This is a genomic window from Paenibacillus sp. AR247 (assembly GCF_002968895.1).
Classification (GTDB): Bacteria; Bacillota; Bacilli; order Paenibacillales; family Paenibacillaceae; genus Paenibacillus_AQ; species Paenibacillus_AQ favisporus.
In genome coordinates this window covers 138,409-146,839 of record NZ_PCZT01000015.1, presented here as the reverse complement: position 1 = coordinate 146,839, position 8,431 = coordinate 138,409, and the positions used below count along the sequence as shown (strand labels likewise).

The window sequence follows — 8,431 nt, the reverse complement described above, 5'->3', positions numbered from 1 at the left end:
CAGGGACGCTCCTTCATATCCATCCTTGGCAAAATGCGATAATGCAGCTTCGAGCAGGGTGTTTTTGGCGTTCATATCATCGACTCCTATTGACTACCTAACGGTCGTTAGGTGANATTTTTTTCACACAATGCAGCCAATGTCAAGAAGATGGGCATTCTAACATCAGGCATGCACGGAAATTTCAGGCGGGCTTGTCCATTCGATAAAAATTCGTAGGAACTTTGAACTTGTTCATGTAAAATATACCTTATGGGTTTGGACGATGACCATGGATATGCATGTTTTTTAATGATACTTAAGAGAGGTAACATATGAGACGGGGAATACAAATCTTTATCATTGCCGCGATATTATTTGCGTTTTACTATTTTGGTTTCGGCGTGTTCGGCAAAACCGCGGGAACCATTGTCAGTATATTTTCCACGCTTACCGTCGTGTCGCTCGGGTTCATGATTTTTATGGAGAACCGCAACCCGTCCTCGACGATGGCCTGGATTCTGCTGCTCGCCCTGATGCCGGTGGTGGGTCTGTTCTTTTATCTGCTCTTCGGGCAAAACTACTTCAAACGGCGCAAATTCGATAAAAAAGCCGAGCAGGATCTCAGAACATATGACCGGCTGGAGGAGAATGGTGCGCGGTTCCATCCGGATCTATCTTCCTTTAATCCCATGCAGCAGCAGCTGCTGCATCTCTCGCAGCGGCTGGCGCGGACTCCGATTTCCTTCTCCAGCGATACCAAAGTGCTGACCAACGGGCAGGAAACGTTCTCCACCCTGCTGAAGGAGCTCGAGAAGGCCAGGCATCATATTCATATGGAATACTACATTTACCGCGCCGATCATATCGGAACAAGGATTCAGCAGATTTTAATTGAAAAGGCCAAAGCCGGCGTACAGGTCCGTTTTATGTACGATGCCTGGGGAAGCATGCAGCTGCCCAAATCGTTCCTCCGGGCCATGCAGGAAGCCGGGGTTCAGGTCGTCGCGTACGGAAGCTCCAAGGCGTTTTTTCTCTCCCGGGTCAACTTCCGCAACCACCGCAAAATCGTCGTGATCGACGGCAAGGTTGGCTTTATCGGCGGGCTGAACGTCGGGGACGAGTACCTGAGCCGCAATGCGGCATACGGCTTCTGGAGAGATACCCATATGCGCGTCAGGGGCGAGGCGGTGCGGACGCTGCAAATTATATTCCTGCAGGACTGGCTCTATATGACCGGGGAAAAGGTGCTGGACGCCGAATATCTGTCTCCCGAGCTGGCGGAAAGCAGCGGCGGCGCCGTGCAGATTATCCCGAGCGGACCGGACAACGACCGGCGTACGCTCAAAAATATTTTTTTCTCGATGATCACCTCGGCGCAGAAATCGGTCTGGCTGGCGACGCCTTATTTTATCCCGGACGACGATATCCTAACGTCCCTGCGCGTGGCCGCGATGTCGGGGCTCGACGTACGCATCCTTTTTCCGTCCAAGCCGGATAAGTGGCTGCCGTTCCTGGCTTCCCATTCGTATTTTCCTTCGCTACTCGACGTGGGCGTCAAAATTTACGAATACGAAAAAGGGTTCCTGCATTCCAAGCTGCTGATCATTGACGGCGAGGTGGCGACGATCGGAACCGCCAATATGGACATGCGCAGCTTCCATTTGAATTTTGAAGTGAACGCGCTGCTGGTGCAGACCGAGAGTGTGCAGCGGATCGTGTCGGACTTTGAACGGGATTTGGTGTATACGAAGCAAATCATTCCCGATAAATTTAATAAGAAAAAAATACCGGAACGCTTTATGGAGTCGCTCGCGAGGCTGCTATCCCCTTTGCTGTAGCGGCTTTGCGGTGGTACGAGGTAGACGAAAAAGCTTCTTCGGGCGGCCCGTGAGTGGTTGACATTCACGCGGCCGCCGATTATATTTGTGATAATGATTCTCATTATTGTGGACGGACGTTATTAGGCAGTCTTAAATCATAGGATAGGCAGAATTGGGGGTTACGGGAAAGATGACGCTTTTGCAAACGGAAGCACTGACGCTGGGGTACGGCGATACCGATATTATTAAAGACCTGCATTTGGACATTCCCGAAGGCAAAGTTACGGTTCTGATCGGCAGCAACGGCTGCGGCAAATCCACGCTGCTTCGTTCCATGGCGCGTCTTTTGCGTCCGAAGAGCGGATCGGTACTGCTCGATGGTAAGGAAATCCATCGGACGTCGACCAAGGAAGTTGCCCGGAATATGGCAATTCTGCCGCAGGGACCGACGGCTCCGGAGGGGCTGACCGTGCTTCAGCTGGTGAAGCAGGGGCGTTATCCGCACCAATCGTGGCTGAAGCAGTGGAGTGCGGAGGATGAGCGTCTGGTGAACGAAGCGCTGGAAATGACGCGCCTCACCGATTTGGCCGACCGCGCGGTCGACTCCCTGTCCGGCGGACAGCGGCAGCGGGCCTGGATTGCCATGACGCTGGCGCAAAACACCGACCTGATTCTGCTTGACGAGCCGACGACGTACCTGGATTTGAGCCATCAGATCGAGGTGCTGGATCTGCTGTATGAGCTGAACCGTGAGCAGGGACGGACGATCGTGATGGTGCTTCATGACCTGAACCTGGCCTGCCGTTACGCCGATCATATGATTGCCGTGAAGAACCAGGGCGTCTATTGTGCCGGTGCACCGGAAGACGTGCTGACGCCGCAGATGGTCAAGGAAGTGTTCTGCATGGACTGCATGATTGCGGAGGATCCGATCTTCGGAACGCCGATGTGCGTGCCGCACGGCAAAGGCCGCTTGTGCGGAGACCGGTGCAAGCTGTCGGCGGTCTGCGAAGCTTAGTGAATCCGTTCCGTGAGCGGGAATTCACTTGAATTGTAATAACGAGATGGAACATATAACAGAAGGCGGACGAGCGGGAACACGGCAAAGGACAGCTGCAGCGAAAGGATGACCTGGCTGAAAATGAGCAGCTGGCCGGTGGAGCCTTCCCCGTAAATTCCGATCACGATCACGGCGGGAACGATAGCGATCAGGCGCGTAATCAGACGGCGGATCCATGGCTTCAGGCGGATGTTCATAAAGCCTTCCATAACGATCTGGCCTGCGAGGGTTCCCGTCAGCGTCGAGTTTTGGCCGGAAGCGAGCAGCGCGACGGCGAACAGAACGCTGGCCGCACCGGTGCCGAGCAGTGGAGTAAGCAGCTGGTAGGCGTCTTGAATCTCTGCTACTTCAGTATGCCCCGTTGAATAAAAGGCAGACGCCGCAAGGATCAGAATGGCCGCATTGACGAACAGGGCGATGGTGAGCGCCACGGTGGAATCCGCGGTAGCGAAACGGATGGCCGATTTCTTGCCGGCGATGGACTCATCGTACCGCCGGGTCTGCACGATCGAGGAGTGCAGGTACAGGTTGTGGGGCATGACGGTCGCGCCAAGCATGGCCAGGGCGATGTACAGCATTTCCGGGTTCTGCACGATGTCTGCCGTCGGAACGAATCCGGCCATGACCGCGCCCATCTCCGGCTTGGACAGGAACAATTCGACCCCGAAGCACATGATGATAACGGCGATAAACGAAATGACCAAAATTTCGATATGCCGGAATCCTTTGTTTTGCAGCAGCAGCACCAGAAGGACATCCACAGATGTGATGAGGACACCGGCCAGCAGCGGCAGGCCGAACAGCAGCTGCAGCGCGATGGCTGAGCCGATGATTTCGGCCAGATCGCAGGCCGCAATCGCCAGCTCGCATAATATCCAGAGCCCAACGCTGACGGGCTTGCTGTAATGATCGCGGCAGGCCTGGGCCAAGTCCCTTCCCGTGGCAATGCCAAGGCGGGCGGACAGGGACTGGAGCAGAATCGCCATGAGGTTCGAAATCATGATGACCGACAGCAGCGAGTAGTTGAACATGGCGCCGCCGGCCAAATCGGAGGCCCAGTTGCCGGGATCCATGTATCCGACGGCGACGAGGTATCCGGGACCCGCGAAGGCGAGCATTTTGCGGAAGAAGCTGCCCTTCAAGGGAACCTTCATCGATTTATGGACCTCGGGCAGGCTTGGCGGACCGCCTCCTTTGCGCCAGCCTCTTCCGGCGGCGGCCAGTCGGCTCTCCTCACTTGCGTTCATGGGCAGCACTCCTTTCACAACATTCTTTCGATTCAAATCGAGTCTAAACGGCTATCACATCCTATTGGAAAGCACTGGGCGGTTGCATGTACTTCAAAAATTTTCCCTAAGGAAACTTTGTGGGCTCCTAAGCTAACGCTTCGGCCGAACAACCTGCAAAGCATTTATGGCTCGCTGCTGTGATGTGTGCCTGTGTGAGCAGCCAGCATTACACCGCGATGTGTGAACCGGGTCGTGGGAGAAGAGAGGCACGGCGTAATCATCGGGATGTACAGGATGGAAGGTCGGCTCGGTTTGAGGCAAGTTGGCGAATTTACCAGAGGTTCTGTGGTATAATAATTTCTTTAGAGAATCGTGCGGTGACGAGCGGGTCACGAAGTGAATCAAGGTTTGCAGCATATCCATGAAAGGGGCGCATCAGATGAACGGAAACGAAGCGGAAAGCGGGTCTTTGCTGCCCGAAATACCTACAGGGGAAAGAAAAATCGAGCACGTGCGCCTGTGCCTGAGCGAAGATGTGGGCAGTGGCGTAACCTCCGGCTTGGAGCAGTACAGCTTTCGCCACTGTGCGCTGCCGGAGATCGGCTTCGAAGAGATTTCCCTCGAAGCCTCCTTCCTCGGGCGGACGCTCCGGACGCCGCTCCTGATCAGCTCCATGACGGGCGGAAGCGAAGCGACCGGGGCGATTAACGCCCGCCTGGCTGCCGTCGCCGAGCGGCGCGGCTGGGCGCTCGGGGTCGGCTCGGTCCGCGCGGCGGTGGAGAAGGAGGAGCTCGCGCCGACCTTCCATGTGCGCACGCATGCGCCGACGATCCCGGTGATCGCGAACCTGGGCGCCGTCCAGCTGAACTACGGCTTCGGCGTGGAGCAGTGCCAAAGGGCCGTCGATATCGCCGGAGCGGACATGCTTGTGCTGCACCTGAACGGCCTGCAGGAGGTGTTCCAGCCGGAGGGGAACACGAATTTCAGCGGGCTGCTGAGCCGGATTGGAGAGGTGTGCCGCCGGCTGGACGTGCCGGTCGGCGTCAAGGAGGTCGGCTGGGGCATCGACGGGGATACGGCGGCGCGGCTGTACGACGTGGGCGCGGCCTTCGTCGATGTGGCCGGCGCCGGCGGGACCTCCTGGAGCCAGGTCGAGAAGTTCCGCAGCCGGGACGCGGTGCGGCGCCGGGCGGCGGAGGCGTTCGCGGGCTGGGGCATCCCGACCGCGGAGTGCATTGCCGAGGTGCGGGCGGTATCCCCGCACGGAGGGCTGATCGGCAGCGGCGGGCTGCAGGGCGGCGTGGACGCCGCCAAGGCGCTGGCGCTCGGCGCCGATCTCGCGGGCTTTGGCCGCGGCCTGCTCGGCCCGGCCGTCTCGTCCGAGCAGGCGCTGGACGAGGCGCTGGCGCAGGTCGAGTTCGAGCTACGCACCGCGATGTTTGGCATTGGCGCGGCGGACGTCGCCGCGCTGAAGGGTACGCGCCGGCTGGTGCAGACCCGGCCGTAACCTGGGCGGCGGACCGCAGCCCCCAGGCCGCAGGCAGCTGGATGATGGCAAAAAGCAAACAATCAACCAAAGGCCCATTTTCCTCATCGGAAATTAGGCCTTTTTTGCTGCCCTTATGGGTGTTGCCGCATTCCGTTGGGTCATCGATCCAAAAAATTTATATAATATTTACCAAAAAAAGTTTTGCCTTCGTTTCTGCCTGCCCTTATATTAAGAGTACAAATAACGCGAAATGTTCGCCTTTAGGACATGAAGGTTGTTGAATTGATGTAAAGGGGAAGGTGACTCTGCTTTGAAGAAATCCATTTTTCAGTTGAACACAAGAACTGTGGTGACGATAGGCATCGGTGCGGCCCTCTATGGAGCCACCAGCTTTATTGGAATTCCCGTGGGACCCGATACCTCGCTGCGTCCGGCGATTGCGCTGCTGGCGATTTTCGGCGCCCTGTTCGGCCCGGTGGTCGGGTTTATCGCAGGACTGATCGGCCACGTGCTGAACGACCTGCTCACCAGCGGTACGGTATGGTGGGGCTGGGCGCTCGGTTCCGGCATTACAGCCGCATTTATGGGACTCATTTACTTATCCAAAGGGTTTGACCCGCAGAACGGTACATACAAAGGAAAACATATCGGCCTGTTCATCGTATACGGCGTCGTCGGCATCATTCTGTCGCTGCTCTTCTCGGGATGGTTTGACATCACGTTTATGGGCGAGCCGTCGGATAAGCTGCTGGTGCAGGTTACGGCCGCTTCGATTTCGAATATCGTCGTCTTTTTGGTGCTCGGGGTTCCGGCTGTGATCGGATTTGCCCGCAGAAACGCCAAAGTCAGCAATTTAAGCGTCAACGAGTAGGTGCTTGGCAGAGCGCCACAGGATAGGAGATTTACGTCATGATGCAGCCGATCATCTCGTTTCAACAGTACAGTTTTAAATATAAAAATCAGTCGGAGCCCACGCTGAAGGACATTACGCTGGACATTTATCCCGGAGAAAAGATCTGGATCGCCGGTCCCAGCGGCTCCGGCAAATCGACCTTGGCCCATTGTATCAATGGGCTTATTCCTTTTACCTACGGCGGAGACATCCGCGGCAGACTGAGTATTGCCGGACGGAATCCCGCCGAATTGAGCATTTTCGAACTGAGCCGCACGGTGGGGACGATTTTGCAGGACCAGGACTCCCAGTTCGTGGGCTTAAGTGTGGCCGAGGATGTGGCGTTTGTCATGGAAAATAAAGCGATGCCCCGCGAGCAAATGAAGCGGGAAACGGCCGCTTCCCTGGAGCGGGTCGGCATGCTGGATTATATCGACCACAGCCCTTACGAGCTGTCGGGCGGGCAGAAGCAGAGCGTGTCCCTGGCCGGCGTGCTGTCGACGGATGCGGAGGTGCTGCTGTTCGACGAGCCGCTGGCCAACCTAGATCCGGCGGGCGGTCGCAAAGCGATGCAGCTTATCGACGATATCCACCGGCAGGGCGGCAAAACGGTTGTCATCATCGAGCACCGGGTGGAGGATGTGCTGCAGCAGCCGATCGACCGGATCGTGCTGATGAAGGACGGAGGCATAGAGGCGGTAGGTACGCCGGACGAGATTCTGGCGTCCGGCCTGCTGCGCGGCTGCGGCTTGCGGCCGCCGCTGTATGTCGATGCGCTGCGGTACGCCGGCGTATCCCTGGACGGTGTTCAAGGCCTCAGCCGGCCGCAGCCGCTGGGCATTCCCGGCCTTGGTGAGCGGCTGAATGGATGGGGCGAACAAGCAGCTGCCGGGGCGTCGTCACAGCCTGCAGAACCGCTGCTGGACGTACGCGGGCTGACCTTCGGGTATGAGCCCGGGCAGCCGGTTCTCAAGGATGTGTCGCTGCAAGTCGGCGCCGGAGAAATCGTTGCGCTCCTGGGGAACAACGGGGCGGGCAAATCGACGCTGTCCCAGCTGATTACGGGCATTCTGAAGCCGCAGTCCGGCTCGATGCGGTATGCCGGCCAGGATATGGCCGCATGGTCGATCCGCCGCCGGGGTGAAGCGATCGGCTATGTCATGCAGAACCCGAACCGGATGATCACGCAGCATATGATCGCAGACGAGGTTGGTCTTGGCCTGAAGGTCCGCGGCGTGCCTGCCGCTGAAATCAAGGAGCGGGTCGCCGGCGTTCTGCAGACCTGCGGGCTGTATCCTTTCCGCAACTGGCCCGTTTCCGCGCTCAGCTACGGCCAGAAGAAGCGGCTCAGCATCGCCGCAATTCTCGTGCTGGCGCCGAAGCTGATGATATTGGATGAGCCGACGGCCGGCCAGGATTATCGGCATTACCAGGAGTTTATGGATTTTATCGAGCAATTGGCCGGACAAGGCATCGCCTTCCTGCTCATTACGCACGACATGTATCTGGCTTTGGAGTACGCGCAGCGCGCCGTGGTGCTCAGCGGGGGCGAGGTGCTCGCCGCCGACACGGTCGCCTCGGTGCTCAGCCGTCCGGAGGTGACGGAGCCGGCCCATTTGAAGGAGACGTCGCTGTCCCTTTTCGCCAAAGCCAACGGCCTGGCTTCGCCGGAGCGGTTTGTGCAGGCTTTTATCAACGCAGAGAAGAAGGGGAAGAAGGGCCATGAATAGAACGGGCAGCCTCTATGTCACGGGGAACTCGCTGTTTCACCGGCTGGACGGAGCGGTCAAGCTGGTGCTGTTTATGGCCTGGACGGTCATGACGTACATGTTTCTGGATCTGCGGGTGTTTGTGCTGATGCTGGGTGTCGGGATCGTGCTGCTGGTGACGGCAGGGATTCCTTTTAAAAAGATGGCATTTTTGTTTTGGCTGATGATTATTTTTACGGTACTGAACGGC

At 57.5% G+C, this 8,431-nt stretch carries 6 protein-coding genes and 1 pseudogene; 6 read left to right on the top strand and 1 reads right to left on the bottom strand.

The window, feature by feature from the left end; genetic code table 11:
- Positions 1-314: 314 nt before the first annotated feature.
- Positions 315-1,820, top strand: coding sequence for a cardiolipin synthase (gene cls / locus CPT76_RS25345; RefSeq protein ID WP_076174735.1), 1,506 nt, complete (start codon positions 315-317; stop codon positions 1,818-1,820).
- Between the two features lie 172 nt (positions 1,821-1,992).
- Positions 1,993-2,820 (top strand): ABC transporter ATP-binding protein, encoded by an 828-nt coding sequence (locus CPT76_RS25340; protein ID WP_076174732.1) that lies wholly within the window; start codon positions 1,993-1,995, stop codon positions 2,818-2,820.
- On the opposite strand, the gene CPT76_RS25335 is transcribed toward CPT76_RS25340, so the two are convergent.
- Positions 2,817-4,109, bottom strand: coding sequence for an Nramp family divalent metal transporter (locus CPT76_RS25335; RefSeq protein WP_105444880.1), 1,293 nt, complete (start codon positions 4,107-4,109; stop codon positions 2,817-2,819). The two genes, CPT76_RS25340 and CPT76_RS25335, sit on opposite strands and share 4 nt — an antisense overlap.
- A 421-nt stretch (positions 4,110-4,530) precedes the next feature.
- On the opposite strand from CPT76_RS25335, the gene fni reads away from it, so the two are divergent.
- The 4 genes and pseudogenes from fni to CPT76_RS37790 all read left to right on the top strand — a co-directional run.
- Positions 4,531-5,598 (top strand): type 2 isopentenyl-diphosphate Delta-isomerase, encoded by a 1,068-nt coding sequence (fni, locus tag CPT76_RS25330; RefSeq protein ID WP_258168791.1) that lies wholly within the window; start codon positions 4,531-4,533, stop codon positions 5,596-5,598.
- A gap of 292 nt (positions 5,599-5,890) precedes the next feature.
- The gene (locus CPT76_RS25325) at positions 5,891-6,451 is read left to right on the top strand and encodes an ECF-type riboflavin transporter substrate-binding protein (protein ID WP_084204127.1); all 561 of its coding nucleotides are present in this window, start codon (positions 5,891-5,893) and stop codon (positions 6,449-6,451) included.
- A gap of 41 nt (positions 6,452-6,492) precedes the next feature.
- A complete protein-coding gene (locus CPT76_RS25320; RefSeq protein WP_219845467.1) occupies positions 6,493-8,202 on the top strand; it encodes an ABC transporter ATP-binding protein in 1,710 nt (569 codons plus the stop codon).
- Positions 8,195-8,431 (top strand): annotated as a pseudogene (locus CPT76_RS37790) (energy-coupling factor transporter transmembrane protein EcfT); the annotation flags it as partial. The gene CPT76_RS25320 and the pseudogene CPT76_RS37790, both read left to right, overlap by 8 nt.